The sequence below is a fragment of the Mesorhizobium sp. WSM4840 genome, assembly GCF_055811755.1.
Genome location: NZ_JBVVQD010000012.1, coordinates 92,792 through 118,739, shown reverse-complemented (window position 1 = coordinate 118,739; position 25,948 = coordinate 92,792). Strand labels below are relative to the sequence as shown.

Below are 25,948 nucleotides of genomic sequence, written 5' to 3'. Positions count from 1 at the left end.
AAAAAAAACGCTCGGCCGCCGAGTTCAGTCCCCGATAATCCCGCTATCCACAGGCTCGTGGCTGTTTCGCCAAACGCTTATCCCCCGTATGTTAAACCCATCTCAGGCGGCTACCGATCGCCAAGTCGAAAGGCAAAGCGAAACGGCGGATTTCCTGAGGCCCGTACGGCCCCGAACGAAAGCAGGCTTGCCTGATTTGAGGAGGGATGCCGAGACCTACGGGGCCGCGGAAAGCGTGCGAACGCCTACGGCGGACCGATGCTGCCATGAAGGACGGCAAAAACCTTCGATGGCGCGCTGGACGAAGCTCGCAAGGGTGGAACTGGCGAGGTCCCGAACGGACGCTGCCCTCGGGCGGTGACTGGCAGGACCGTCAACATCAAGGCCGGCATGGCGCGACGTCTTTACGGAAGTTGCTGCCGCGACCGTGTCCTGATCTGACAGGGAGGCGCCGGGAGAAATCCCGGCGCCGACTGTCGTTTGGGCTTCTCTCGCGATTTGACCGCCAGGCTCACGCGCATCGGATCGACTACGATCGCCCCGGACGGAAACTTCCTGACGTTGATTCAGAAGCTTTGCAGCAGACGTCAAGTCGAACACATCTACGATTGGTGAGACCTTTCGGCCACAGTCAGCAATGGTGAAAGGTTCCGTGGCGTACCCGTCACGCTCATTCCATAATCGCGGCCAAATCCCGCCTTGTTCCACGGTGATTGACGATGCCTGAGCGTCGCGCATCCTGTTCGGTCACGCGAAGAACCTCGGCGGTATTTTTCAAGCAACTCGAAGGGACAAGACCGTGATCAAGACCGCCCTTGTCGCCATGACCATCGTCGGCTGCGACTGCGATGCCAGGCTTTGCGAATATATTGGCGAGACGCCGGCCAAGTGGTCGACCATCGCCGATTGCGAAGCGGCCATGAAAAGCCAGACGTTGCACGCGCGCAATTTCAACTACCCGCTGATCTCGGGCATATGTCGCACGACGCAAACGCCGTCATCGCAGCTTGCCGCGACGGCCTCAATGCCCGCGTTGACGACGGCAGCGCAGACAGGCACCGACCCGCTCCCCTCGGAATTGAGCCATCGGCCCAACGTTGCTGTCGGATCGCAGGCAACGGCGACGGAAACAGAAGCTGCCACACCGGTTGCCTATGACTCTGTGGTCGATAGCGGACGCCCGGTGCTGTATCGCACAAAGAACGGCTACGGCGTCGTCAAGACAGACCTTGGCCGCGCCGCATCCGCGACCATCGGCATGGCCAAGCGGTCGGCGAATTGGCTGGCGGCCAAGATGCCCGGCGGCTAACCCGCTGCCTCGTCCTTTGCACCGATCTTGCGCACCAGCGCAGCCGTCGCCAGCATCGCGCCGATGTCTGATATCATCGGCGCGACATGCTTGGCGTAGTCGAGCGGCACCGAGATATCAGGCAGCTCGAAAAAATCCTTCGTCTGCGGCAACAGTAGAAAACCATCGCTACCATTGAGCGCAACCCGCGCTGGATCATCGGGCCATGTCTCGCTGAGCCATGTGAGTGCCTGCGCCAGCCGGCCGCTCACCAGCGGCTGCGCCGCCTCGACATTGTCGGTGCGGAAGTCGTAGGCGGCATCGAGCTCGGGCACGCCGCATGACAATTCTTGCATCCTGCTGGCGAACATGCCGCGGAAGAACCCGACGGCCATGTCAGTCCGGCGGGCGGCCACCAATATGCCGGGGAACGGCACGATCGTCTCGAAGGCAACGACGATCCCCTTGAATGCTATCGTGCCGCTCTTGCCCGTGCCTTGCCGGAGATCCGCTTCGTAAAGCTCGAACGGAAATCCCTCGTAGCGGCCGGATACGATGTCGTCGAAGCGCTTGGTGTTGAAAGTGCCGATCGTCTCGCGCGGCAGCCGGTCGAACGAATTCGGCGTCACATCATGCTGGTAGCGCATGTCCTCGATGAAACCGAAGATGATCGGCAGCAGCGTCTTGCGGAACGATTGCTGCAACGTGCTCGTCGGCTTGATCGCCTGGAAATAGAGCAGGATCGCCGCCACGAACCCGACGACATAAAGGAACACATGCGGCGTCGAGAACCATCGCTCGTATGGGTCGGCGATCATGTTGAAAAGCCAGGCGACGAGTGCCACGAACAACAGCACCAGGCCGATGAACAGCGGCACCCGCCAGCGGACTCGCCGGTAGGCCGAAGCCCTTTCGGCCTCATAGGCCGCGAGATTGCTCTTGATGCCGGCGATGTCGGTTTCATCAGGCATGAAATCCGCCGCTTCCATCGCCATCCCACCGTCGAAAGACCGAACACCCTCGGACAATAGCCGATTTTGCGGAAAGTCGCGCGACTACAGCGTTGGGAAAGGTGGTGAGCCCACACGATTTATCCGAGCCACCAGTCAACTGTGGCCATCAATTCCCTTACCAAAAACCGCAACGAAACGGTTCGTAACGTTTTGCCTTAATGCGCCCTCCAGCGCCTCAATGGGAACCAGCCGCTCATGATCGCCGGCGCGCAGCCGCATGAAGGCATGCAGCCGGTAGGCGGCAATGGCGCCACGCGTGTCGGCATCAGCGCTGACATCGGCGGTCAGGATGCCGCCGATGCGGCCGGGCCATGGCTGTCGCGCCAAGGCGGTGCCAAGAAAATCGCCGAGCCCATAGGCGACGAGCGCCTTGCCGATCCGTTCCACCGGCTGCACGACATGGGCATGATGGCCAGCGATCAGCCCGACGCCTTGCGCGGCCAAATGCCGTGCCAGTGCCCGCGTTTCAGCCTGTGGAAAATGCCGGAATTCCCAATCCCAATGTGGCACGGCACAGGTGAGGTCGACGGCGGCGCCGCGCGGCCATCGTGCCGGGTCGCCTTGCATCGACACACGGCCCGCGAACGCAGCCGCGCCGGCATTGCGCCACAGCGTGAAAGCGGCGAAGCCTATTGTCAGCGGCCCGACCGCAAGGCGTTCGACCGGATCGCCGGCGGCGGTACCGACGCTGCGGATGCCGAGACGATTCAGCGCCGCCACGGTCTCGTCGAAACCCTCGACGCCTTGATCGAGCACATGATTGTTGGCGAGCGACAGCACCAGTTTCTCGCGCGAGATGCCGACGGCCGCCAGCGTCTCGGCAAGAAACCGCTCGGTCATGGCGTGACGGGTGCCAAGCTTCGTGCCCATCGCCGCGCTCGGTCGCTCCACCACCGGGCTTTCGCAATTGCCGACCACCAGATCGGCGGAGCCGAGCAACGTGGCGATCGCCGGGTCGCATTGCGGCGCACTGCGATTGGCCACCGCCGAGATATCGCCGACAAAGGCGAGCCGCACCGTCCGCCCCGGCGGCGGCTCGATCATCGTTCCTGCCGCCGGTGCAAAACCACTAGCGTCGCCGCCAAGCGTCGGCTTCAGGAAACGCGGCAGCCAAGACAATTTGTAGGAAAGCGGATAGTTCGACACGCGCAGCCTGTACCGGAATGAACTGCCACGGTAGACGATGCGCCCGATATAGCGAAGCGCCTCTGTTCGGAATCGTGCGGACAAGGCGCGGCACGCGAATTGCGTGTATGCTTGCCGCCGAACAGCATACCGGAGGACCAAGATGACGCGATTTTCGAGCCTGCTGGCATCCGCCCTTATTCTGCTGCTGCCGGTTGCTTCTGCCGGTGCCGCAGCCCCCGAACCGGCCGCCCTGTTCGAGGCAAAAACCGTGGCCGACCGCGACAGCACGCTTACAGCGCTCGAAGCCGCGCCCACTGATCCCGCGTCGGCCTACGCCGCGGGCGCCGGCCAATTCTTCACCGCGCTGGAGATCCTGGCCGGCGGCCTGCACGGGCACGGTTTCGAAAGCCCGCAATCATTCATACTGCCGCTGATGCGGCTGCCGGTGCCGGACAATCCCAATCCCGAGCCGCTGACCTACGACGACTTCCGCGCCATCCTGGTCGCCTTCCGCGATCGGCTGGAAAAGTCCGCCGCCACGCTTGGATCCGTGCCTGCCGATGCCGACATCGGCATGGAGGTCGACCTCACCCGTCTCGGCATCGACCTCAACGAGGACGGCCAGATCGCGCCGGACGAAAGTGCCGCCGCGATCATGGCGTCCCTGTCACGCGGCGGTGCGCCAGACGCAGCCGCACCCGCCCTCACCTTCCGCTTCGACCGCGCCGATGGCTACTGGCTGCAGGGCTATGCCGAATTCCTGATGGCGCAGGCCGATTTCTGGCTCGCGCATGATTTCAGGAACGCCTTCGACGGTTCGTTCCACATGCTGTTCCCGCGCGCCAAACTGCCTCTGCAGGACACGCTCGTTCCGCTGGACGGCGGCATGAGCGGCGGCATGTTGTCGTCCGAATGGCGCATCGCCGATTTCATCTCGCTGGTCCATCTGGTCAACTGGCCGGTGGTCGAACCGGAGCGGCGGCAGGCGGCGCGCCGCCATCTCATGGAAATGATCCGCCTGTCCCGCGAAGACTGGAAGGCGATCCGCGCCGAGACCGACAACGACCGCGAATGGCTGCCTGGCCCGCAACAGAAAGGCGCCAGCCCGCTCACCGGCCTGGAAGTCGGCGAGGAGCAGGTCCAGGCCTGGCACGCCGCGCTTGATATGGCCGAGGACCTGCTCGAAGGCCGCATCTTGCTGCCGCATTTCCGCTTCGCCGACAAAGGCATCAATATGAAGCGCTTCTTCGACGAACCAAAGCCCTTCGACCTGGTGCTATCGATCACCGGCCCGGCTATCGCGCCCTATCTCGAGAGCGGAAAAATCCTCACCGGCGAAGAGTTCGACCAGATCCAGCGCCAGTTCGGCGGCGCCGGGTTTTTGACGTTTGCGCTGTGGTTCAACTGAGGGCGCGTTTCGGCATCGCTCCTGACACCCTTGTGTCAGGAGCTTGGTTTCCTCTTGCGCCCCTAGTCACTCCGCTCTTTCCATTTTGGCCGATACCTCCCATATTCGGGGCATGGCCAAACTTTCTGATAAAAAAACGCCGCCGCCGGCGCGTGATGATCGTGCTTCGCCGCCCAAGCGGCGCAGCCCGTTGACCGATTTCCTCGATGCGTCGGAGCCGCTGCGCAAGGGCGGTTTTGCCGAGACGCCGCAGACCGAGTTTTCAGGCGCGCCGCTGACCGGCTCGATCGCCGATTGGGCCGAGCAGATCGAGCAGGAAGCCGAAAAGGAAGGGCGCCAAGTCTCCCCCCTTGAGGGGGAGATGTCGCCGAAGGCGAGAGAGGGGGTCGGCAAAGGAAGCGCTCAACATAAGGCATCGCCGAGCGCTGCCGCACCGACCCCACCCGGCGGCTCCGCCGCCGCCCTCCCCTCGAGGGGGAGGGAAGGCGCCAAGCAAAAGAAGATCCCCGAACGCTCCTCCTCCCCCGGCCGCACGGCGCGGGGCACCTCAATGGGCGGCGCGGCGTCGGCGCGGGAGCGCACCGCAGCCGGTCTCAATCCAGTTGCCGGCCTCGATGTTTCGCTGGAGGAAGCCGAGACCATGGCCTCCGGCGGCGTCACCGCCACCGTTGCGGCGCTGTCGGCGCTGATCGAATCCGGCAACCCGCTGCACAAAGATGGCGTGCTGTGGACGCCGCACCGCCCTGCCCGGCCTGAAAAGTCCGAAGGCGGCATCGTCATCACGATGGTGTCGGATTTCGAGCCGGCCGGCGACCAGCCGACGGCGATCAAGGATCTGGTGGAAGGCGTCAACGACAACGACCGCACCCAGGTGCTGCTCGGCGTCACCGGCTCGGGAAAAACCTTCACCATGGCCAAGGTGATCGAGGAGACGCAGCGCCCTGCTTTGATCCTCGCCCCCAACAAGACGCTGGCTGCGCAGCTCTATTCCGAGTTCAAGAAATTCTTCCCGGAAAACGCCGTCGAGTATTTCGTCTCCTACTACGACTATTACCAGCCGGAAGCCTATGTGCCCCGGACGGATACCTTCATCGAAAAGGAATCCTCGATCAACGAGCAGATCGACCGCATGCGCCATTCGGCGACGCGCTCGCTGCTGGAGCGCGACGACGTCATCATCGTCGCCTCGGTGTCCTGCATCTACGGTATCGGCTCGGTCGAGACCTACACGGCGATGACCTTCCAGATGCAGATCGGTGATCGGCTCGACCAGCGCGCGCTGCTCGCCGATCTCGTCGCCCAGCAATACAAGCGGCAGGATATCAATTTCGTGCGCGGCTCATTCCGCGTGCGCGGCGACACGATCGAGATATTCCCTGCCCACTTGGAAGACCGCGCCTGGCGCATTTCGCTGTTCGGCGACGAGATCGAGGCGATCACCGAGTTCGACCCACTGACCGGCCAGAAGACCGGCGAGCTGAAGAGCGTCAAGATCTACGCCAATTCGCACTATGTGACGCCGCGCCCGACGTTGAACCAGGCCATCAAGTCGATCAAGGAAGAGCTCAAGCACCGACTGGTCGAACTCGAACGGGCAGGACGCCTGCTCGAGGCGCAGCGGCTGGAGCAGCGCACCCGCTTTGATCTGGAGATGCTTGAGGCGACCGGTTCCTGTGCTGGCATCGAGAACTATTCGCGCTATCTCACCGGCCGCCAGCCGGGCGATCCGCCGCCGACCTTGTTCGAGTACATCCCCGACAACGCGCTGGTCTTCATCGACGAAAGCCATGTCACCGTGCCGCAGATCGGCGGCATGTATCGCGGCGACTTTCGCCGCAAGGCGACGCTGGCCGAGTACGGCTTCCGTCTGCCGTCCTGCATGGACAACCGGCCGTTGCGCTTCGAGGAATGGGACGCGATGCGCCCGCTCTCCGTCGCGGTTTCGGCGACGCCCGGCGCCTGGGAGATGGAGCAGTCCGGCGGCGTCTTTGCCGAGCAGGTCATCCGCCCGACCGGCCTGATCGATCCGCCGGTCGAGGTGCGCCCGGCCAAGACCCAGGTCGATGATGTCGTCGGCGAAATCCGCGAAACCACCAAGGCCGGCTACCGTACGCTGGTCACCGTGCTGACCAAGCGCATGGCCGAGGACCTGACCGAATATTTGCACGAGCAGGGCATTCGCGTCCGCTACATGCACTCCGACATCGACACGCTGGAGCGCATCGAGATCCTGCGTGACCTGCGCCTCGGCGCCTTCGACGTGCTGGTCGGCATCAACCTTTTGCGCGAAGGTCTCGACATTCCCGAATGCGGCTTCGTTGCCATTCTCGATGCCGACAAGGAGGGCTTCCTGCGCTCCGAAACTTCGCTGATCCAGACCATCGGCCGCGCCGCCAGAAACGTCGACGGCAAGGTCATCCTCTACGCCGACCAGGTCACCGGCTCGATGGAGCGGGCGATGGCCGAGACCAACCGCCGTCGCGAAAAGCAGATGGAGTGGAACGCGGCCAACGGCATCACGCCGGAATCGGTCAAGTCGCGCATCTCCGACATCCTGGACTCGGTCTACGAGAAGGATCATGTCCGCGCCGACATCTCGCAGTTCACCGACAGCGCCGGCGCCATGATGGGCAACAATCTGAAAGCCCATCTCGACGCGATGGACAAGCAGATGCGCGACGCCGCCGCCAATCTCGACTTCGAAAAGGCGGCCCGCATCCGCGACGAGATCAAGCGGCTGCGCGAGATGGAACTGTCCATCTCCGACGATCCGCTGGCCAAATATGCCGATATGGAAAGCCCGGTTTCGGGCCGCGAGAAGGGCAAGCACAACAAGGGCCGCGCCATTCACCGCACGGTCGACGATGACGGCAAGGGTCTCTTCCGCAAGCCCGCGCTCGACGAGATGGGCGCCGACGGCGCCGTGCCGGTCAAGAAGCCGCTATTCGCCAAGCCTTCGCTCGATGCGATGGGTCCGGGCTCCGACATGCCGACGCCCGCCGGGGCGGTGTCGCGCTCGCTGTTCAAGAAACAGTCGGCCGAAGAGGCGCACGGCTCCGATTTCGGCATCCCCGGCGACTCGACCAAGCCGCTGTTCAAGAAGAACTCGCTCGACGAGATGACCGTGCGCCGGACCGAAAAGCCTGTTGAGGGCGACAAGCCAGTCAAGCGCGAACGTGCCGGCATCGGGTCCTACGAAGACCCCACCGACGCGCGTCGCGAAAAGCGCCGGCCGGGTAAGACGGGCAGGCCGGGACGGTAGGGCAGGCAATTGCTTCAAATTTGCGCTGCTCACCACGTTCCAGCGTTGATGATTGGCGAAGCCGAAGCGACATCCGATCTCCCCCGCAAGGGGGGAGATCGGCAGCTTCGCCGACAGTGCCTGCTCCGGAGATCGGCGCTACCGCTTGTCTGAAGCCCTATTGGCGGTGCCACTTGCCATCGGCCCTGCCCCTGGTGTAGCCAGTTTCCATAACTCAACGTCTTGAAAGGAGGGGCTGCGTGACTTTCGACCACCACCGTCAGCGCGGCCCTGTCCCTGCCCTGCGAGCTTGCTTGCAGGGCTGACCAGAGACGGTCCGGGTTCTCCCGCTTCGATTTTCTTGGTCTGCCCTTCGTGGTGCCGCAACGCCGAGCCTGATGGCCAGCCTGCGCACCGTCAAAGTGCATCGAACCGGAACCTCCCTCCGGCCAGACCAGAGAAACCCACATGGCCCTGATCAGCCTCAAGTCCCTCGGCGTCACCATGAGTGCGCCGCTCTTCTCCAACCTCGATCTCACCATCGGCACCGGCGACCGCCTCGGCATCGTCGCCGCCAATGGCCGCGGCAAATCCACCTTGCTGAAGTGCCTGACCGGCGAAATGGAGCCGACATCAGGCGACATCACCCGCACGCGCGGTCTGCGCGTCGGCTATGTCGAGCAAGCCGTTCCCGCAGCACTGGCCGAGCAGCGCTTTCAGCAGGTGGTGGCCGACGCCTTGCCGGCCGAGCAGGCCGAAAGCGAGCAATGGCGTGTCGACGTGGTTCTCGATTCACTTGACGTACCGCAGCCGATGCGCGAGCGGCCGATGCGGGCCTTGAGCGGCGGCTGGCAAAGGCTGGCGCTGATCGCGCGCGTCTGGGTCACCGATCCCGATGTCCTGCTTCTCGACGAGCCGACCAACCATCTCGACCTCGCCAAGATCAGCCAACTCGAGAACTGGCTGAACGCGCTGCCGCGCGAGGTGCCGGTGATGATCGCCAGCCACGACCGGGCATTCCTCGACGGGACGACCAACCGGACCCTGTTCCTGCGCCCCGAACAGTCGCCGGTATTCTCGCTGCCCTATTCCAGGGCACGCGATGCGTTGAGCGAAGTCGACGCCTCGACCGAGCGCAAGTTTCAGCGCGACATGAAGGCGGCGCAGCAATTGCGCCGGCAGGCGGCCAAGCTCAACAACATCGGCATCAATTCGGGCAGCGACCTGCTGACGGTCAAGACCAAGCAGCTCAACCAGCGCGCCCAGCGCCTCGAGGAGGTCGCAGCGCCGGCGCACCGCGAAAGATCGGCGGGCGCGATAAAGCTCGCCATTCGCGGCACCCATGCCAAGGTGCTGATCACGCTCGACGACGTGGCGGTCGAAACGCCTGACGGCACGCTGCTGTTCAGGACCGGCAAGCGCCACATCTGCCAAGGCGATCGCATAGTGCTGCTTGGCCGCAACGGTGTCGGCAAGTCGCGGCTCATCAACCTGATCAGGAATGCCATCGTCGAGCCGGACACGGCGGCGCAAGGCGTGAAGGTGACGCCCTCGACGGTGCTCGGCTACAGCGACCAGGCATTGTCGGGCATCAGCGGCGACGACACGCCGCTGGCGATGCTCTCGCGCAGATTCGATGTCGGCGAGCAGCGTGCCCGCTCGCTACTCGCCGGTGCGGGCGTCGGCATCGACATGCAGGAGCGCAGGATCGGCGTGCTGTCGGGCGGACAGAAGGCGCGGCTGATGATGCTGGCGCTGAGGCTCGCCAATCCCAATTTCTACCTGCTCGACGAGCCGACCAACCATCTCGACATCGACGGCCAGGAGGCGCTGGAGGCGGAATTGCTCGGCCATCAGGCGAGCTGCGTGCTGGCCTCGCACGACCGCTCCTTCATCAGGGCGATCGGCAACCGCTTCTGGCTGATCGAGAACCGGCGGCTGGCCGAGGTCGACAGCCCGGAGGATTTCTTCCGATCGGTGGCAGAAACGGGCGGTTGAAGCTTTGCGGCAAAAAATTCCGACGCTCTGTCGGATCATGGCCGCGCGCCACGTCCTTGGGTTGCCGACACGGTGATGCCGGCGCCAATCGAGGAGAGAGCATCATGTCTATTCTGTCATCCGTAGGTCGCATAGCGACCCGTTACTCGGCGGCTCGCGCCCGTTACCGCAGCGAGCGCGCCCTCCTTTCGTTGCCGATCGAACTGCGCAAGGACATCGGCTGGCCGGAGATCGTCGTCGACGCGCAAAACAGCCCCCGGATTGCAATCTCTTTGTCCGAGGCAAGATGAAGAGACCAGCCGACCGCAGCGGCGCCGTCATAAGCCTTGCGCGTCGCCCAGGGTCACTCCAGCCGCCGACGGCCCGGCCCATCTGGTCTCGGCAATTAAAAAATGTATCTGACGTGTAGGACCGCCGCCGCTTCATTCGTCCTGTGGTCCGCAAGGTCAATCCAAACGCAGAGAGGAGCAAAAAGATGAACGATCAGCCCCAAACCCAGCCCGCAGCGAAAGTCCTTGGCGGCTTGACGCCCTATCTTCAGTTGGATGGCGCCTTCAAAGCCGCCGAATTCTACAAAAAGGCCTTCGGCGCCGAGCAGGTCTTCTTCTACCCGCCGGACGAGCAGGGGCGGACGATGCACATCCATCTCCACATCAACGGTTCGACCTTGATGATCTCCGACTTCTATCCCGAGCACGGAATGGCCGCGGTGAAGCCGCAGGGCTTCACCATGCAGCTCCATCTCGGCAGCGATGACATCGACGCCTGGTGGAAGCGCGCCGTCGACGCCGGCTGCAAGGTCGGCACGCCGCTGCAGGTGATGTTCTGGGGCGACCGCTGGGGTCAGCTGACTGATCCCTTCGGCGTGGAGTGGGCGATGAACGCGCCGGTGAAGGCAGCGTAGCGCCTTCTTTCCTTCTCCCCTTGTTGTGGGAGGAGGAAAAACCCTACCCAACCCAAGGAGAACCACAATGTCCTATGTCGATGGTTTCGTACTTGCCGTGCCCAAGGCAAATCTCGATGCCTACAAGAAGCTGGCGCAAACAGCCGGCGCCGTCTGGAAGGAGCATGGTGCGCTCGCCTTTGTCGAATGCATAGGCGACGACGTGCCCTATGGCGAGGTCACCTCGTTCCCGCGCGCCGTGCAGGCCAAGGAAGACGAGGTCGTCGTCTTCTCATGGGCCGTCTATGAATCGCGGCAGAGCCGCGATGCGGTGATGGCCAAGGTGATGGCCGACCCACGCATGAAATCCGACTGGTCGGCGATGCCGTTCGACGGCAAGCGCATGATCTTCGGCGGCTTTCAGCCCTTCATTGAGCTGTAGGCCTGCATTACGCCAGCCGGTCGAGCAGCGGCTTGAGCCGGTCGCCATAGCGTTTCCACAGATCGACCGACCCTTGGTACATCGGCTGGCGCACCTGCGCCGCCGACGCCGTGCGCACCGGCCGGTCGGTCTCGTGGAACGACAACACCGCATCGTCCCATGGCAGGCCGAGATGGGCGATCAATGCCCGCGACTGCCCTTCCTGGTCGGCGACGAAATCCTCGTAGCTCACATCGTGTACGACATCAGGCAAAACGGTGCGCCAATGCGCCATGATATCGGTGTAGAGATTGTGGAAATCGGCGAGCTCGCCGAGGTCGTAGCCGTAGCGGTGGCTGTCGCCGCGGAAATGCACCTTGTAGATCGACAGGCAGGTCGCCGCCGCGTCGCGCGCGCAATGGATGATCTTGGCCTTGGGCAGCATCAGATGGATGAAGCCGATCAGCAGGAAGTTGCCGGGCATCTTGTCGGTGACATGCCGGAAACCCGGATAGCGGGCGTGCAGCAGGTCTAGATAGGCCTGCCCCGCCTCGGCATAGACCTTGTCGGGCATGTCGGTGATGCCCGAGGGAAAGCCGCCCTTCATACCCGGCGGAAACTGCTTGCCGACCGCCGTCTTCAATATGCCGAGCTCGCCCGCGCCATAGACCTGCGGATGGCTGGCGATGATCTGCTCGACAAGCGTGGTGCCGGAGCGCGGCATGCCGACGACGAAGATCGGCGTGTCGTCGGCAATCCCGCTCGGTCTGTGCTCGTCGAAGAAGGCCTTGTCGAACACTGCCTTCATCGCCTCGAATTCGGCGCGTGTCTTGCCCGCATCATAGTCGATGCCCGTGCGGCGGATCGCATTGCCTTCGGCGAAATAATCGAAGGCACGGCCATAATCCTTCAGATCGTCATTGGCCTTGCCGAGGCCGAACGAAAGCTGCATGCGCGCCAGGCTGCCTTCCGGCGCCTTTGCGTGCTGCGCCTCCATCCCGGCAAGCTCGGCGTCACGCTCCTGCTGGCGCTTGACCTGGGTGAGCATCAGCCAGGCCCTGGCCATGCCGGGATCGACCGCCAGCGCCAGCCGGAAATGCTCCGCCGCCTCTCTGAGGTTGCCCTTCTCCATCAGCCCGACGCCCAGACCGTGCAGCAGGTCGGCGTCCTTCGGCCGAATTGCCAATGCTTCGCGGAAGACGGCGAGCGCCTCCTCCAGCCGCCCTGCCTCCTGCAGCGTTTCGGCAAGCCCGATGCGGGCGCGGACATGGAACGGGTTGCGACCGATGGTGCCGCGATAAATCTCCTCCGCGCCCTCGAACTGGCCGAGTTGCTTTAGCGAGGAGCCGAGATTGTCGCGCGCCGCGAGTTGGTCCGGCCGGATTGCCACCGCGCCGCGGAAGAAATCGACGGCTGCACTGACACGGCCGAGGTCGCGCATCACCGTGCCGAGATTGTTGAGGAAATCCGGATTCTGGGGCTGCAGGCGCACCGACTGTTCGAGGAGATCAAGTCCTTCAGCGCTGCGCCCGGTCTGGTGCAGCAGCAAACCGAGGAAATGGGCTGCCGCCGCATGATTGGGCTTTTGCGCCAGCACCTGCCGGTAGAGCATCTCGGCTTCCTGCCGGCGCCCCGCCTGATGCAATTGCAGTGCCTGCTGCACGCGCTGGTCGAGCCCCAGCGGCGGCTGTCCGCCTGAGCCGAAATTGGCGCCCGCGCCTGCCGGTCTTCTCTGATCTCTGTTGATGGGAAACCTGCCGTGTTTTGTCCGCCTGCCGCGATCTAGGCCATCGGCGCGGCAGGTTCAAGGGTTCGCAGGCCAGCTTACCGGAAATCGGCCTGGGTCAATACATACATGTTCTTGCGGCCGTGCGAATAGGCTTCGCGCGCAACATCCTGGATCGACGAACGCTCCGCATCGAAGGCGCTGAGATACTCGGCTTCCGCCCCGCCCGTGGCCGGACTTGCCGCCGAAAGCGCTGCAATCTCCACAAAGAAGGGCACTTCGAACATGCCGTCGTGACCGACGAAACGAATGCGCCTGGCCGCAGCGTCGTAGGAGCGGCTGCGGTTGGGAAAACTGAGCGTCATGATCGAACTCCTCAGCGCATGACCCCGAACCGGAGGTTCGGAAAGGATCATCCGCAAAATCAAAGTACTACTGCGAGCCGGCTGTCAGATCAGGCGGTTGGTCTCCGCAACCTGTCTGGCCCGCCGCAGCGTGCCGTCGGTGTCGGCGATCCTTCGCCTTGCTGCCTCGTCACTTCGTATCGTCAGCCGCGCCGACATGACTTTTGTAGGCCCGGCGGCCTGCTTGATAATCGGCTCGATTGTTACGGTCGAACTATCAGGTGTTTTCACGGAAACCATGGTTTTTCCTTTCAGATGTAAATAAAAATCGATGCCGGGATGAATTTTTCCGGCACAATCTCAAACAATTCTTGTGAAGTGTCCGGATCGTATCACCATTTTACAAATAGCCCTAGAAAAGTAATTTCGCGACAAGGTCGGCGACAGGCGGGAATCTTCTTGAATAAACCGCAATTTCGGATTAATGAATAGAGATCGTTTTTTGGGCCAAGCTTGGCATCTCGCGGCGTCAGAGGTTCTCGACCCGCCAAACTCATTCCAGATCGCCGATACCCAAATTGCCGATACAGGGACGCACAACACTTAAGTCCCGGTGCCGCGAAGCGGGCACCACCTTATCGGATCCAAGCCGGGAACGAGACTTCGAGGCACGAGAATGTCTGGCCGAACTACCCATTCCATCGCGCATTTCGAGGCACCCTTCAAGCTCGGCGGCCTGGAAGGAAAATTGCCGGCCGGCGACTACGACATCGACCACGATGAGGAGCTTATCGATGGCATGTCGTGGCTTGCCTGGCGCCGTGTCGCCACCTTCATCCATCTGCCGGCAAGGACGGTGAAAAGCCAGACCAGCCAATTGGTCGCCATCGACTTCGCCGAACTCGAAACCGCGCTGAGGCGCGACCAGGAGAATGCCGCATGATCCGCTTCCAGCAGAACGCACGCCCGCGCACCGACACGCCCGCACATCTTTTCGCGATCGGCCAGACCGTTCGCATGAAGAGCCGCACCGGCCTTGTCCAGAAGACCGCTGAGCTGTTCCAGATCAAGAGCAAGCTGCCGGTCAAGGACGGCTCGCCGCAATACCGTATCCGCAGCGACGAGGAGACCCATGAGCGGGTCACCACGGAAGACAATCTCGAAGTGGCCGACGATCCGAGCGCCTAGGCGCGCATCAACCGTCACCATCACGTTCACCAATCACGAGGGATCAAGAAATGGCCAAGGGTCAACAGCGCAGCAACCGCGAGACACGCAAGCCCAAGAAGGACAAGACGGCGGCAAAGCCGGCCTCGCCGTTCGGCTCGGCCGTCAAGCAGGCGGAAGCCGGTTTGAAGCCGAAGTCCAAGGGCTAGCACTCCGAGCCGCGCACCCGTCTTCATGCGCGCACCGCAGCGGCCCGATGCGCCTGCAGGACTGCGGCGCCGCAACACGGAGGCGTGCTTGAACTTCGTCGTCGAGTTCTATCGTTCGCGCGACGCCGACGAAGCGATGCTCGACAGAGTGGCGCTCGAGGCGCCGAACCTGCGCGCCGCCCTGCATGGCGCCTGCGCGCTGTTCCACACGCTGTCGATGCCGCAGATCCCGGACCGGCTGCGCATTTCCGACGAGGACGGCAGCGAGCTCTATGTCGGCCCGGCCGATGGAACGTATCCGGCGAACGGATGAGCACCAAGTTCATCCGGCTGTTTGCCAAGCCCATGCGCGCGGTCGAGTTCATCGCCCTACTGCCATAAGGCGAGGCGGCCGGCGTAGAGGCAAGAGGCGCCAGCTGCCCTCCCCGTCCGGAGACGGGGAGGAAACCAGCCTCTCAGCAGGGACCGTCGTCGACGATGCGATAGTCGGCGGCGCGGGCCTCGCAGGCGTTGGGGAAGGTGCGCAATTCGCCACGGCGGCGTGCGCAGACAGGGGCATACTCGCGCGTGCAGAATGTCTGCTCGTCACCACTGCCGCCGCCGTCGCGGCACTGGCCGTTGCCGATGATGCGGTACCCGGCCCGCTCGGCAAGACAGGCATTGGCGAAGGTCTGGCGGTCGCCACCGCGCCGGGCGCAGACCGGATCATACTGCTTGGTGCAGAATTGCGGCCCGGGCCTTGGCGGGCGGTACACCGGTCCTTCCTCCACCACAACCGCGGTACAGGCTGCAAGAACTGCCGACAGCAACAGGATGGCAAAACCCTGCCGAGAGAAGATTGCCGCAAGAAATTTCATGACTATACCTCCCTCGAGCCACCGCTCGGGCGCAAACGCGCGCGCTCCACTCCAGCCGATCCTCGCCATTCCACCGCCAAATGCAACCCCTGTTTGCAAGCTGCCCCAGCCCGCTGGACTATGCGTGGCCAGGCTCTGGCCGATGACCGGGCGAGCACCCCGTCCTATCGATGCCATGCGTCGGAATGCGCCCATTGGGTGGCCCGCGGGCGCTACCTTGCAACGATCACCTTTCCGTGCGATAAATTTTGTGTTCGGGCATTTGCGACCCGGAGAGCGGAACGTTTTGGACGACCTTTCCCCGATACTGTGAATCTCTGACGGCCCCGTTTTTCGGCGGGGGGTTTTGACCATGCGCCAATGCATGACTGCCGAAGCAACCACCGGGACTTGCCCACGGCGTCAGGCGGCGGGCAAACCACAAAGACTGACACGGGTGAAGGAGTTTCCCCAATGGCCCAGACCGGCACCGTTAAATTCTTCAACGCTACCAAAGGCTTCGGCTTCATCACGCCAGATGACGGCGCCAAGGACGTGTTCGTCCACATCTCCGCGATCGAGGCTTCGGGCCTGCGCACGCTCGTCGATGGCCAGAAGGTCACCTTCGACGTCGAGCCCGACCGCATGGGCAAGGGACCGAAGGCGGTCAATCTGCGCGCGGACTGAATCGTCGGCGCGCGCACGTCCGCGCGGACGTGCCAGGAATGTGCCCGAGGCCCTTCAGAGGCCTTGAACCGGCTTTCAGGGCCGGACCCGAGTTTTCGAAGGCGCGGCGGTTTTCGTCGCGCCTTTTTCGTGGCGTGGCGGCAAGCCAGGGCTCGCAAAACTTTCTCTTGCCGATGACGCTAAAATAAACGACAAATTTCCACTCGGGCATTTGCCGGCCCGAGACTGGACTTGATGGGATCAAAGGAGCTTCCCATGCCGCAGACCGGCACCGTCAAATTCTTCAATCATGCCAAAGGCTTCGGCTTCATCACGCCGGATGATGGGGCGAAGGATGTCTTCGTCCATATTTCGGCCGTGCAGGCGTCGGGTCTTCCCGGTCTTGAGGATGGGCAGAAGGTAACATTCGACACCGAGCCGGACAAGCGCGGCAAGGGTCCGAAAGCCGTCAACCTGTCGATCGGCTGAGCCGAGTTCGAGACAGCGTCGGACGGTCCCGTGGCGCAGGTCCACTCCTTGTTGAGCGTACGATATCTGTGCCTTGCGCCATGCCGTCGATGAATATCGGCTGGCCCCAGCCCGTCAATTTCGTTCAGCCCCCGTTCAGCCACGGTCGCCTATCAGCTTCGGTAAAGCCGGACCGCATCCCCCAAATTACCCGGGCCGGCATGAAGGAGACCGACATGAACCGAATTTTCAAGACCGCCGTCCTGTCCGCCGCGATTGCTGCGACCATGCTCGCGACCTTGCCAGCGGCCAGCGCTGGTGACTGGCGCCACCGGCACCATCATCGTGGCAATGGCGATGCGATCGCGGCAGGCGTCCTTGGCCTCGCGGCCGGCGCCCTGATCGTTGGTGCGCTCAACAACCCGCAGCCCAGCTATTACGACCCCGGCTACGACGATTATGGTCGTTATCCACGCCCCGCCCCGGTGCGCCGCTACTACGCGGAACCGCGGGTCGTCTACAATGACGGCTACGCAGAGCCATGGACCCGTGGCTGGTATGAATATTGTTCGGATCGCTATCGCTCTTTCAACGCCCGCACCGGCACGTTCATCGGCTATGACGGCGAACAGCATTTCTGCACCGCGAACTGAGGCTTCCTGCCCCCAAACAAAGCGCTGTCCGCAAGGCCAGCGCGTTTTTGTTGTCAGCATGCATAAGGGAAGAGATTGAAGCGCGTCGCATGAGGCACCCCACACGCGACGCGCTTTAAATCAGGAATGGATTGCTCCGGCGCTCCTCGCCGAAGCGGCCGCCGGGACCATGGCCGCAGATGAAGCCGATGTCGTCGCCGAGCGGCAAGAGCTTGTCCTTGATCGAGGCGATCAGCGCGGCATGGTCGCCGCCCGGCAGGTCGGTGCGCCCGACCGAGCCGCGGAACAACACGTCGCCAACATGGGCGAACTTCGCAGCACGATTGTAGTAGACGACATGGCCGGGCGCATGGCCGGGGCAATGAAAGACTTCGAACGCGTGCTGGCCGAACGAGACGGTATCGCCTTCGCTGAGAAAGCGGTCGGGCACGCAGTTGCGCACCGGATCGGTGATGCCGTAATGTTTCGCCTGGTTCTCGAGATTGGCAAGCAACGGACGATCGGCCTCATGCGGGCCGATGATCTCGATGCCGAGCGCCTCCTTCAGCTCCATGGCGCCGCCGGCATGGTCGATATGACCATGCGTGATCCAGATTGCGCCGGCGTTGATCGCATTGTCCTTGAGCACTGCCAGCACCTTGTCGATGTCGCCGCCCGGATCGACGACAACGCCTTGTCTGTCGTTCATGTCGAAGAGGATGGTGCAGTTTTGCTGGAACGCCGTGACCGGCACGATACCGGCATTAAGCTGACCCATGATCGTCCTTTCGCTGTGTCGGCCCCTGATGTAGAGACACATGTAAACGGCGTCCACCGCTGCCACGACACAAAAATGGGCGGCCGAAGCCGCCCATGCGAAAAGCCCGAAACCGCCAGGCTTACTTCTTCATCGCATTCATGACCGCGCCGATGATGGCCGTCAGAATGGCGCCACCACCGGCACCGCCGACAATGTTCTGCACATTCAGCGCGCTGCCCAATCCGCTCGTTGCCGCTGCGGCTGCAGCCGGATCGATCGTACCACCGCCGAGCAGGCTGCCGAGGATGGCCGCACCGCCGACGCCGCCAAGCGCGCCGCCCAGGATTTTGGTAAGCTGCCCCATTGCCGCTGTTTTGAGCGCCGCGCCCACCGCCTGGCCACCGATGATACCCGTAATCACCTGAACAATGATCGGAAGAAGCGTGTTCATGTCCATATTACCAGTCCCTCCATAGCTGCCAGCCTCCCGGGCCGACAACATCATCAGACGCCGAATTGGACGAAAGTCAAATGCAGAACTGCTTAAATAAAAGGGGCGGCTCGAAAACCGCCCCTACTTATTAAAAAAGCTGTGACTTTCGTTATTCTGCGGCGATCGCATGCTTGGGTTGAACGGCTGCAGAATAGTCGTTCATCAGAGTCTTGGCGATTTCACCCACCTCGAATCGGTATGGACCGATCTCTGAAACGGGCGTCACCTCGGCCGCCGTTCCGGTGAGGAAGCACTGCTGGAAGCCTTCGAGCTCTTCCGGCATGATGGTGCGCTCGATCACCTCGAAGCCGCGATCCTTGGCAAGGCCGATCACCGTACGGCGGGTGATCCCGTCGAGGAAGCAATCGGGGGTGGGTGTGTGGATCTTGCCATCCTTGACGAAGAAGATATTGGCGCCGGTCGCTTCCGCAACCTGGCCGCGCCAGTCGAGCATCATGGCGTCGGCATAGCCTTTGGCTTCGGCGGCATGCTTGGACATGGTGCAGATCATGTAGAGGCCGGCAGCCTTCGATTTCGACGGCGCGGTGCGCGGATCGGGGCGGCGCCATTCGGCCAGATCGAGACGGATGCCCTTCAGCTTCTGTGCCGGATCGAAATAGCTCGGCCACTGCCAGATGGCGATGGCGCAGTTGATCCTGCTGTTTTGCGCCGAAACCCCCATTTGTTCGCTGCCGCGCCAGGCGATCGGCCGGACATAGGCATCCTGGAAACCCTGCTTTTTCAACAGCGTGCGGCAGGCGTCGTCGATCTCGGCAACCGAATATGGAATCTTGAAGCCGAGGAGGCGTGCCGATTCGTGCAGGCGCTCGCTGTGGTCGGTCAGCTTGAAAATCTCGCCGCCATAGGCGCGCTCGCCCTCGAACACCGCGCTGGCGTAGTGCAGGCCATGGGTCAGCACGTGGATCTTGGCGTCGGCCCATTTGACGAACTCGCCGTTCATCCAGATAAAGCCGTCCATTTGGTCAAAGGGAACGGATGCCATGGTAACCTCCCGCGGGCGGCCGCCCGCACATATTGTGTCGTTGCGTGTTTCATGTCAGCCGCACCGGGCGGCCGGTATCTCGAAGCGTAGGCGGATATATAAGGTCTGGCAAACACAGGAAGTTCCGGAAAAACGGCTTTCCCTTGCCTTTTCGTTCGCAATCCGCCGAAAAGCTTGTCAAAAATTACCATTGCCGGGAAATTACGTCAATAGTACTGACATAATTTCCCTTTCGCACGGAGAAAAGATGACGGATCGCAGCCACCCAGCCGGAAAACCGATCAGGACGGCGATCACCGACGAGGACGGCATCGACTTTGCCATCATCGAATTGTTCTTCTTCGCCTATCGCGATTTTACCTCCGATCCGGACCAGATCCTGTCCGACTACGGCTTCGGCCGCGCCCATCACCGGGTTCTGCATTTCGTCAATCGCAGGCCGGGCCTGACGGTCGCCGAACTCCTCGACGTGCTGAAGATCACCAAGCAGAGCCTGGCGCGCGTGCTCAAGCAACTGATCGACACCGACCACATCGTCCAGTTGCAGGGTCCGCGCGACCGCCGCCAGCGCGAGCTCTATCCGACAGCCAAGGGCCGCGCCCTGGCACTGGCGCTGGCACGGCCACAGTCACGCCGCATCCATGCTGCATTGGAAGATTCCGGAGCCACCGAACGCGCCTTGATCGAGCGCTTCCTGGAAGCGATGGTCAATCCGGAACTAAGGGCGCAGATCGACATTGTGCCCGCAAAAACGTCAGGGAAAAGCCATGGAGACCATTGAAAGGGTTGATCGACCGGCAGCACCGGACGACGACGCGCCGCATCTGCTGGTGATTGATGACGATACCCGTATCCGCAATCTTCTCAAACAATATCTGACCGAAAACGGCTTTCGCGTCACCGTTGCCGGAAATTCCGGCGAAGCGCGGCGCAAGCTCGCCGGCCTCGATTTCGACCTGCTCGTGCTCGATATCATGATGCCGGGCGAAACCGGCGTCGATCTCGCCAAGGCGCTGCGGGCAAGCAAGAACGTGCCGATCCTGATGCTTACCGCGCTCTCCGAGACCGACAGCCGGATCACCGGGCTCGAGGCCGGCGCCGACGACTATTTGCCGAAGCCTTTCGATCCCCGCGAATTGATCCTGCGCATCAACAACATCCTGCGCCGCGGCGGTCCGGCAACGACGCCCAAGGTCGAGCAACTGGTCTTCGGCCCTTACACGTTCCAGATCGCCAGGCGGGAGCTCAAGCGCGGCGGCGAGGCTCTGAAGCTGACCGACCGCGAGCAGGAGATCCTGGCGATCTTCGCGGCGCGGGCCGGCGAAACGATACCGCGTCATGAGCTTGTCGGCGACGAGTCCGAAGTCGGCGAACGCACCATCGACGTCCAGATCAACAGGCTGCGCCGCAAGATCGAGCGCGATCCGTCCAATCCGGTCTGGCTGCAGACCGTGCGCGGTATTGGGTATCGGCTCAGCGTGGAATAGACTGCCGCCCGCAGCCCCTTGTTGACTGGCTGCAGATGAGCAAAAAGGGCGTATGGCAACCACGCAACTGGAACGGCCGGGAGATCGCGGCTTGAGCGCTCGCGCCACGCGGGCGCTCAAGGCGGTGCCGCTTGCCTGGAAACGGTTCTGGCGCCTCGTTTCGCTTTACATGCCGAAGCGGCTCTATGCCCGCTCGCTGATCATCGTCATCGCACCGATGATCCTGCTGCAATCGGTCCTCGCATTTGTTTTCATGGAACGCCACTGGCAGACCGTGACGCAGCGCCTGTCGCAGGCCACGGTCCGCGACATTGCTGCGATCGTCGACCTGGTAGAAACCTATCCGAACGACGCCGACTACGCCAACATCATCCGCATCGCGCAGGATCGCATGCAGCTCAAGATCGACTTGCTTCCGCCCGATCCGCTGCCGGCGCCCGGTCCAAAGCCGTTCTTCTCGATCCTCGACGAAATTCTCTCGTCCGAGATCACCCATCAGATCAACCGTCCGTTCTGGATCGATACGGTCGGCAATTCCAATATCATCGAGGTCCGCGTCCAGCTCGAAGGCAAGGTGCTGCGCGCCTTCGTGCGCCGCAGTCAGGCCTATGCCTCGAACACGCATATTTTCCTGATCTGGATGGTCGGCACCTCGCTGGTGCTGCTGATGATCGCCATCCCGTTCCTGCGCAACCAGATCCGGCCGATCCTGACGTTGGCCGAGGCCGCCGAAAGTTTTGGCAAGGGCCGGCCGATGCCGCTCGATTTTCGTCCGCGCGGCGCCGAGGAGGTTCGCCGCGCCGGCTTTGCTTTCATCCAGATGCGCGAACGCATCGAACGCCAGCTCGAACAGCGCACCGCCATGCTGAGCGGCGTCAGTCACGATTTGAGGACCATTCTCACCCGCTTCAAGCTGCAGCTTGCGCTGACCGGGACCAAGGCCGACACCGAGGCGCTTGGTCAGGACATCGATGACATGCAGTCCATGCTGGAAGGCTATCTCGCCTTTGCCCGCGGCGAGGCGACGGAAGACGCCGGCCGTTTCAATCTTCAAGCCTATTTCGACAAGCTCGGCGAGGAGGCCACGCTGCGCAAGCGCAAACTGTCGACCGCGCTCGCCGGTGATCCAAATGTGCATGTGCGGCCCCACGCTTTTGCCCGGCTGTTATCCAATGTCGTCGGCAACGCCTTCCGTTATGCCAAGACGGTTGAGATCAACGCCAACCACGGCCGCGGCTCGCTGCTCGTCACCATCGACGACGACGGTCCGGGCATTCCACCCGAAAAGCGCGAGGAGGTGTTCAAGCCTTTCGTGCGGCTTGACGAGGCCCGCAACCTCGACGCCAGCGGCACTGGCCTTGGCCTTGCCATCGCACGCGACATCGCCCGCAGCCATGGCGGCGACATCATGCTCGACAAGAGCCCGCTCGGCGGCTTGCGCGCAGTCATCAAGGTTCCCGCCTGATTAGAGCGACGTGCGTCCAATTGGACGCACAAAGTACGCTCTACACTTTGAACCCACGCGACATGCGTCCAATTGGACGCACAAAGTACGCTCTAAACACTTTGAACCTACGCATCGTGCTTTCCGAAAATCGAATTCGATTTTCGGGCCGATGCGCTGCTTTCCGGTGGTTGTAGACGGCCATCGGCTATGCCTTCATCGGCCCGTCATGAAACCGTGCTGAAGAGCCCGCATGAAGCGCGTGATCCTGATTGATTCGGCCTTGCGGCCTCGCATCAAGGAAACCGACGACCTTTCAAGCAAAGGGCTGCTATGCGCATCCTGATGGTCACCGACGCCTGGCGCCCGCAAGTCAACGGCGTCGTCCACACGCTGGAACGGCTTTCGGAAACCCTGAAATCCCTCGACGTCGAGACGGACTTCCTGACCCCGAACATCTTTCGCACCTTGCCCCTGCCGACCTACCCGGACATCCGGCTGGCGCTGACCACGCCAGGCCACATCGCGCGCCTGATCGAAGCGCGCAATGCCGATCATATCCATATCGTCACCGAAGGTCCGCTCGGCATCATGGCGCGGCGCTATTGCCGCAGAACAGGCCGGCCGTTCACGACAAGCTACCACACGCGTTTTCCGGAATATCTGAGCGCGCGGCTGCCGATACCGGAAGCCTGGGCCTATCGCTGGCTTCGCGATTTCCACAATTCCGGACAGGGCACTCTGGTCGCCACCCAGTCGCTGGCGGACGATTTGTCGGCGCGCGGCTTCACCAAGCTGAGACCATGGACGCGCGGCGTCGACACCGACCATTTCCGGCCGGACAAGAAGAAGGATCTGGGACTCCAGCGACCGATCTTCCTCTGTGCCGGCCGCGTCGCGATCGAAAAGAACCTGGCCGCCTTCCTCGATCTGGATTTGCCCGGCAGCAAGGTGATCGTCGGCGAGGGGCCGGAGTTGGCCAGGCTCAAGGCCAGATACCCCGATGCCCATTTCCTTGGCCACCGCCCGAACGACGAACTGGCCGAAATCTACGCCTCGGCCGATGTCTTCGTCTTCCCCAGCCGCACCGACACGTTCGGCAATGTCATCATCGAGGCGCTAGCCAGCGGCACGCCGGTCGCAGCCTATCCGGTGACGGGACCAATCGACATTGTCGGCGACGGCGTCGGCGGAGCTGTGTCGAACGATTTGCGTGAGGCCGCGCTCGCCGCGCTCCACGTCGATCGCGCCGAGGCGCGCCAACGGGCGATGCGCTATAGCTGGAAAGCCTGCGCGGAGATGTTCCTGGAAACGGTTGGAGAGGCGCTGGGCACCCAGCGAAAACTGACACCAACTTTCGTCATCCACGGGCGAAGTGGCGGCGAAGCCGACGCGCAGACCCGAGGATCCATTCCGTGACCTGCGAGCGGCCCTTTCGGTGAAGAGCTTGTTGGGTTGAGGCGGCGTCGAGCCGCACTTGCTCCACAGGAGCGGCCAAGGAAAGAACAACGCGATTCTGGACCGTCCTATTCTTCGACCACTGCTACGGCGTGGATCCCCGGATCTGCGCGTCCGCTTCGCTCCCCTCCGCCCGTGGATGACGAAGCTAGAACAATCGGCCGCCGTCAGGCACCCTGCGTTCGATTGCGCCGAGGACGACAGCACCCTCCTCGTCGGGAAAGCCAAGCGTCAGCACTTCCGACATGAAGGGTCCGATCTGCCGCGGCGGAAAATTGACCACCGCGAACACCTGCCGGCCGATCAGCGTTTCGGGCGCATAATATTTGGTGATCTGCGCCGACGATTTCTTCACCCCGATGTCAAGGCCGAAATCGATCTTCAGCTTGAATGCCGGCTTGCGCGCCTCGGGGAACGGCTCGGCCTCGACGATGGTGCCGGCGCGGATATCGACACGGTCGAAATCGGCGAAGCTGATCTCGGGCTTGCGCTGGCTGCTCGAACTCATTGAGGACCTGGCTCAGGCGTTTCCGTAGGTCTCGAACAGGACGCCGGCCAGCGCATCCTTGGCCGAGGTTCCCGACCAGACGACGAACTGGAACGCCTGGAAATAGCATTCGCAGGCTTCCAGCGCCGACGACAACAGCACCTCGACCTGCTGGCTCGACGGCTCGACCCCGCCGGCGAGCAGCAGCGACTGGCGGAACATGATCGCGCCCTCCTGCTCCCAGAGGTCGAAATGGCCGAACAGCATCTGCTCGTTGATCAGCGAAAGCAGCCGCATCACTTCGAGCGCGCGCGCCTCCGGCACCTTGATGTCGAAAGCGCAGGCCAGATGCAGCGCCTCGAAATCCTCCATCCAGGAAAATGAGACGTGGTAGTCGGTCCAGCTTCCGGCAACCGAAATCGAAATCTCGTCGTCGCCGGCCCGTTCGAAGGACCAGTCGTTGTTGTGCGCCACCTGCTCGATAACATCCACCGGATGGATTTCGCGCGAGAATTCGAGTTCGAGAAGTTCCATGGAATGCTTCCTGTCGTTCCATCGCATCGGCCCGAAAATCGGGTTCGATTTTCGGAAAGCACGATGCGAACGTTCAAAGTGCTAGAGCGTACTTTGTGCGTCCAAGTGGACGCACGTCGCTCTAGTGAGCGCCACCACACGCTCCGCGGGAGAGGCACACACAACGAACAATCTTGTCTAGAACTCGGACGGCCGGGACTTCGTCAACGCAAAGACCCCAGACCGGACCCCACCGCCCGGCGCATGACCCTGCTCCGAATCATGCAACAAATTCAGTCTATTGATCGGGAGTCGCGTGACCAGCCCAATTTTTCGCACTGCGTCATTCGCATGTGGAAAGCCGCTGTCACAAAGATTCACGCAATGCCGGTAAGCGATTCACGACAAAGCGCTTTTTGCGATTGTGCTTTGTGGAAAAGTTTAACGATTATTTTTTTGATCTGGGCTTTGTCGCAGCCGCAGGTGCGGTCTGCCCTGTCAATTCGGCGAGCTTCGCCTCGAGCGCTTCGAGGCGCGTCGCGAGACGGGTATTTTCTTCCCTGGCTTTTACCGCCATATCGCGGGCAGCTTCGAATTCTTCGCGCTGCACCAGGTCCATCGAGTTGAGAACTCGCTCGGCCTGCCCCTTGAAGGCGGTTTCCACTTCGCGGCGCACGCCTTGCGCGGCACCCGCAGCGTCGGTCATCAGCTTGGCGAATTCATCGAGAATGCGGTTCGGTCCGGTCGACATGGCAAATCCTCGCTTGCTCGATTTGACGTAGTGGCGCGCGACGCGGAATGCAAGCATCCACGTCGCCTTGACCCCGTCAAAACCCTGCCGCATGGTCCGCGCCCGAACGTGATCGCAACCAGGA

General features: G+C 62.5%; 30 protein-coding genes. 18 read left to right on the top strand and 12 right to left on the bottom strand.

Annotation, left to right across the window (positions count from 1 at the left end; translation table 11 throughout):
• Positions 1 to 799: 799 nt before the first annotated feature.
• Positions 800 to 1,309, top strand: coding sequence for a hypothetical protein (locus AC0L3I_RS17775; RefSeq protein ID WP_473527737.1), 510 nt, complete (start codon positions 800 to 802; stop codon positions 1,307 to 1,309).
• Here the strand turns inward: AC0L3I_RS17775 and AC0L3I_RS17770 are convergent.
• Both AC0L3I_RS17770 and AC0L3I_RS17765 read right to left on the bottom strand, forming a co-directional pair.
• Positions 1,306 to 2,277 carry a hypothetical protein gene (locus AC0L3I_RS17770; protein ID WP_473488757.1) on the bottom strand — a complete coding sequence of 324 codons (972 nt, stop codon included), beginning with the start codon at positions 2,275 to 2,277 and terminating at the stop codon, positions 1,306 to 1,308. The genes AC0L3I_RS17775 and AC0L3I_RS17770 overlap by 4 nt on opposite strands.
• A 117-nt stretch (positions 2,278 to 2,394) precedes the next feature.
• Entirely contained in the window at positions 2,395 to 3,447 is a 1,053-nt protein-coding gene (locus AC0L3I_RS17765; protein WP_473527767.1) for a CapA family protein, read from the bottom strand.
• 142 nt (positions 3,448 to 3,589) lie between these two features.
• Between AC0L3I_RS17765 and AC0L3I_RS17760 the strand changes: the two genes are divergently transcribed.
• The 6 genes from AC0L3I_RS17760 to AC0L3I_RS17735 all read left to right on the top strand — a co-directional run bounded on the left by AC0L3I_RS17760 (position 3,590) and on the right by AC0L3I_RS17735 (position 11,401).
• Positions 3,590 to 4,837, top strand: a complete 1,248-nt coding sequence (locus tag AC0L3I_RS17760; protein ID WP_473527736.1) for a hypothetical protein — start codon at positions 3,590 to 3,592, stop codon at positions 4,835 to 4,837.
• Between the two features lie 112 nt (positions 4,838 to 4,949).
• Positions 4,950 to 8,099: an excinuclease ABC subunit UvrB gene (gene uvrB / locus AC0L3I_RS17755; protein WP_473527735.1), complete on the top strand. Its 3,150-nt coding sequence runs from the start codon at positions 4,950 to 4,952 to the stop codon at positions 8,097 to 8,099.
• A 447-nt stretch (positions 8,100 to 8,546) separates the two neighbouring features.
• A complete protein-coding gene (locus AC0L3I_RS17750) occupies positions 8,547 to 10,076 on the top strand; it encodes an ABC-F family ATP-binding cassette domain-containing protein (RefSeq protein ID WP_473527734.1) in 1,530 nt (509 codons plus the stop codon).
• A gap of 104 nt (positions 10,077 to 10,180) precedes the next feature.
• The gene (locus AC0L3I_RS17745) at positions 10,181 to 10,366 is read left to right on the top strand and encodes a hypothetical protein (protein ID WP_473527733.1); all 186 of its coding nucleotides are present in this window, start codon (positions 10,181 to 10,183) and stop codon (positions 10,364 to 10,366) included.
• 185 nt (positions 10,367 to 10,551) lie between these two features.
• Positions 10,552 to 10,980 carry a VOC family protein gene (locus tag AC0L3I_RS17740; RefSeq protein ID WP_473527732.1) on the top strand — a complete coding sequence of 143 codons (429 nt, stop codon included), beginning with the start codon at positions 10,552 to 10,554 and terminating at the stop codon, positions 10,978 to 10,980.
• 67 nt (positions 10,981 to 11,047) lie between these two features.
• Positions 11,048 to 11,401, top strand: coding sequence for a DUF1428 domain-containing protein (locus AC0L3I_RS17735; protein ID WP_473527731.1), 354 nt, complete (start codon positions 11,048 to 11,050; stop codon positions 11,399 to 11,401).
• Positions 11,402 to 11,408: 7 nt separating this feature from the next.
• Here AC0L3I_RS17735 and AC0L3I_RS17730 read toward each other — a convergent pair whose 3' ends face one another.
• The 3 genes from AC0L3I_RS17730 to AC0L3I_RS17720 form a co-directional block, all read right to left on the bottom strand.
• Complete coding sequence (locus AC0L3I_RS17730; protein WP_473527730.1) at positions 11,409 to 12,992, bottom strand: tetratricopeptide repeat-containing sulfotransferase family protein; 1,584 nt, start codon at positions 12,990 to 12,992, stop codon at positions 11,409 to 11,411.
• Positions 12,993 to 13,204: 212 nt separating this feature from the next.
• Positions 13,205 to 13,471 (bottom strand): DUF1488 family protein, encoded by a 267-nt coding sequence (locus tag AC0L3I_RS17725; RefSeq protein ID WP_473527729.1) that lies wholly within the window; start codon positions 13,469 to 13,471, stop codon positions 13,205 to 13,207.
• An 84-nt stretch (positions 13,472 to 13,555) separates the two neighbouring features.
• Positions 13,556 to 13,750, bottom strand: a complete 195-nt coding sequence (locus AC0L3I_RS17720) for a hypothetical protein (protein WP_473488732.1) — start codon at positions 13,748 to 13,750, stop codon at positions 13,556 to 13,558.
• 376 nt (positions 13,751 to 14,126) lie between these two features.
• Here AC0L3I_RS17720 and AC0L3I_RS17715 point away from each other — a divergent pair, with 376 nt between their 5' ends.
• The 4 genes from AC0L3I_RS17715 (at position 14,127) to AC0L3I_RS17700 (ending at position 15,139) form a co-directional block, all read left to right on the top strand.
• Entirely contained in the window at positions 14,127 to 14,393 is a 267-nt protein-coding gene (locus AC0L3I_RS17715) for a hypothetical protein (RefSeq protein ID WP_473527728.1), read from the top strand.
• Positions 14,390 to 14,638, top strand: coding sequence for a hypothetical protein (locus tag AC0L3I_RS17710; RefSeq protein ID WP_258122639.1), 249 nt, complete (start codon positions 14,390 to 14,392; stop codon positions 14,636 to 14,638). The genes AC0L3I_RS17715 and AC0L3I_RS17710 overlap by 4 nt, the downstream gene beginning before the upstream one ends.
• Before the next feature lie 50 nt (positions 14,639 to 14,688).
• Positions 14,689 to 14,826 (top strand): hypothetical protein, encoded by a 138-nt coding sequence (locus AC0L3I_RS17705; RefSeq protein ID WP_023799867.1) that lies wholly within the window; start codon positions 14,689 to 14,691, stop codon positions 14,824 to 14,826.
• 88 nt (positions 14,827 to 14,914) lie between these two features.
• Entirely contained in the window at positions 14,915 to 15,139 is a 225-nt protein-coding gene (locus tag AC0L3I_RS17700) for a hypothetical protein (RefSeq protein ID WP_473527727.1), read from the top strand.
• A 142-nt stretch (positions 15,140 to 15,281) separates the two neighbouring features.
• Here the strand turns inward: AC0L3I_RS17700 and AC0L3I_RS17695 are convergent, their stop codons facing one another.
• Positions 15,282 to 15,683 carry a Kazal-type serine protease inhibitor domain-containing protein gene (locus AC0L3I_RS17695; RefSeq protein ID WP_473527726.1) on the bottom strand — a complete coding sequence of 134 codons (402 nt, stop codon included), beginning with the start codon at positions 15,681 to 15,683 and terminating at the stop codon, positions 15,282 to 15,284.
• A gap of 453 nt (positions 15,684 to 16,136) precedes the next feature.
• Between AC0L3I_RS17695 and AC0L3I_RS17690 the strand changes: the two genes are divergently transcribed.
• The 3 genes from AC0L3I_RS17690 (at position 16,137) to AC0L3I_RS17680 (ending at position 17,449) form a co-directional block, all read left to right on the top strand.
• Positions 16,137 to 16,349 carry a cold-shock protein gene (locus AC0L3I_RS17690; protein ID WP_023799871.1) on the top strand — a complete coding sequence of 71 codons (213 nt, stop codon included), beginning with the start codon at positions 16,137 to 16,139 and terminating at the stop codon, positions 16,347 to 16,349.
• A gap of 255 nt (positions 16,350 to 16,604) precedes the next feature.
• Complete coding sequence (locus AC0L3I_RS17685) at positions 16,605 to 16,817, top strand: cold-shock protein (protein WP_006202521.1); 213 nt, start codon at positions 16,605 to 16,607, stop codon at positions 16,815 to 16,817.
• Between the two features lie 215 nt (positions 16,818 to 17,032).
• The gene (locus AC0L3I_RS17680) at positions 17,033 to 17,449 is read left to right on the top strand and encodes a BA14K family protein (RefSeq protein WP_123148558.1); all 417 of its coding nucleotides are present in this window, start codon (positions 17,033 to 17,035) and stop codon (positions 17,447 to 17,449) included.
• 115 nt (positions 17,450 to 17,564) lie between these two features.
• Here AC0L3I_RS17680 and AC0L3I_RS17675 read toward each other — a convergent pair whose 3' ends face one another.
• The 3 genes from AC0L3I_RS17675 to AC0L3I_RS17665 form a co-directional block, all read right to left on the bottom strand.
• Entirely contained in the window at positions 17,565 to 18,206 is a 642-nt protein-coding gene (locus tag AC0L3I_RS17675) for an MBL fold metallo-hydrolase (protein ID WP_473527725.1), read from the bottom strand.
• A gap of 121 nt (positions 18,207 to 18,327) precedes the next feature.
• Positions 18,328 to 18,645 (bottom strand): hypothetical protein, encoded by a 318-nt coding sequence (locus tag AC0L3I_RS17670; protein WP_095491592.1) that lies wholly within the window; start codon positions 18,643 to 18,645, stop codon positions 18,328 to 18,330.
• Between the two features lie 145 nt (positions 18,646 to 18,790).
• The gene (locus AC0L3I_RS17665) at positions 18,791 to 19,684 is read right to left on the bottom strand and encodes a branched-chain amino acid aminotransferase (RefSeq protein ID WP_029349987.1); all 894 of its coding nucleotides are present in this window, start codon (positions 19,682 to 19,684) and stop codon (positions 18,791 to 18,793) included.
• Between the two features lie 247 nt (positions 19,685 to 19,931).
• Between AC0L3I_RS17665 and AC0L3I_RS17660 the strand changes: the two genes are divergently transcribed.
• The 4 genes from AC0L3I_RS17660 (at position 19,932) to AC0L3I_RS17645 (ending at position 24,034) form a co-directional block, all read left to right on the top strand.
• Complete coding sequence (locus tag AC0L3I_RS17660; protein WP_031255243.1) at positions 19,932 to 20,465, top strand: MarR family winged helix-turn-helix transcriptional regulator; 534 nt, start codon at positions 19,932 to 19,934, stop codon at positions 20,463 to 20,465.
• Positions 20,452 to 21,171, top strand: a complete 720-nt coding sequence (locus tag AC0L3I_RS17655) for a response regulator (protein WP_095491594.1) — start codon at positions 20,452 to 20,454, stop codon at positions 21,169 to 21,171. Before AC0L3I_RS17660 ends, AC0L3I_RS17655 begins: the two co-directional genes overlap by 14 nt.
• Positions 21,172 to 21,223: 52 nt before the next feature.
• The gene (locus AC0L3I_RS17650; protein WP_473488737.1) at positions 21,224 to 22,636 is read left to right on the top strand and encodes an ATP-binding protein; all 1,413 of its coding nucleotides are present in this window, start codon (positions 21,224 to 21,226) and stop codon (positions 22,634 to 22,636) included.
• A gap of 312 nt (positions 22,637 to 22,948) precedes the next feature.
• The gene (locus AC0L3I_RS17645) at positions 22,949 to 24,034 is read left to right on the top strand and encodes a glycosyltransferase family 4 protein (RefSeq protein WP_473527724.1); all 1,086 of its coding nucleotides are present in this window, start codon (positions 22,949 to 22,951) and stop codon (positions 24,032 to 24,034) included.
• A 187-nt stretch (positions 24,035 to 24,221) separates the two neighbouring features.
• Here the strand turns inward: AC0L3I_RS17645 and AC0L3I_RS17640 are convergent, their stop codons facing one another.
• The 3 genes from AC0L3I_RS17640 to AC0L3I_RS17630 all read right to left on the bottom strand — a co-directional run bounded on the left by AC0L3I_RS17640 (position 24,222) and on the right by AC0L3I_RS17630 (position 25,824).
• Entirely contained in the window at positions 24,222 to 24,581 is a 360-nt protein-coding gene (locus tag AC0L3I_RS17640) for a tRNA-binding protein (RefSeq protein ID WP_473527723.1), read from the bottom strand.
• A 12-nt stretch (positions 24,582 to 24,593) separates the two neighbouring features.
• On the bottom strand, positions 24,594 to 25,094 hold the full coding sequence (locus AC0L3I_RS17635; RefSeq protein WP_006202532.1) for a type III secretion system chaperone family protein: 501 nt from the start codon (positions 25,092 to 25,094) through the stop codon (positions 24,594 to 24,596).
• 427 nt (positions 25,095 to 25,521) lie between these two features.
• Positions 25,522 to 25,824: an accessory factor UbiK family protein gene (locus tag AC0L3I_RS17630; RefSeq protein WP_473488760.1), complete on the bottom strand. Its 303-nt coding sequence runs from the start codon at positions 25,822 to 25,824 to the stop codon at positions 25,522 to 25,524.
• Positions 25,825 to 25,948: the final 124 nt, after the last annotated feature.